The organism is Nonomuraea candida (assembly GCF_000725485.1).
Lineage (GTDB): Bacteria > Actinomycetota > Actinomycetes > Streptosporangiales > Streptosporangiaceae > Nonomuraea > Nonomuraea candida.
The window spans coordinates 1-425 of record NZ_KL647037.1 but is presented as its reverse complement, the minus strand read 5'-3'; the positions used below and the strand labels follow the sequence as shown (position 1 = coordinate 425).

General features: G+C 58.6%; 2 rRNA genes (1 of these 2 running past the window's edge). Both read right to left on the bottom strand.

The annotated features are described in order from the left end of the window. A 23S ribosomal RNA gene (locus IO39_RS53975) occupies positions 1 to 42 on the bottom strand (it extends 2912 nt beyond the left edge of the window). Between the two features lie 301 nt (positions 43 to 343). Continuing rightward, positions 344 to 425, bottom strand: a 16S ribosomal RNA gene (locus IO39_RS50075); the annotation flags it as partial.

The following is a 425-nucleotide window of genomic DNA, read 5'->3' as shown; positions in this document are numbered from 1 at the left end:
CTGATGCCAAGGCATCCACCGTGTGCCCTAAAAAACTTGGCCACAAAGATGCTCGCGTCCACTATGCAAATCTCAAACAACAAACAGCAACCACATCCAAGCCCAGACATCGCTGAACTCTTCCGTGGCCCTGTACTGAGTCAAACAGGCAACCGCCCGTTTCCTCAGGACCCAACAGTGTGTCCAACCGGCCCGCACCCTCAGCCGGCTCCGTTCCCACTCCCCTCCGAAAAGAGGCGGTACTAGCAGCCCGACGATACGTGCCGGTTGAGTAGCCAGTGCTCCACTAGTGAGCTGTCACCCCACCACACGGTCGGTGGTGACGGGTGAGAGTGCTCCTTAGAAAGGAGGTGATCCAGCCGCACCTTCCGGTACGGCTACCTTGTTACGACTTCGTCCCAATCGCCAGCCCCACCTTCGACCGC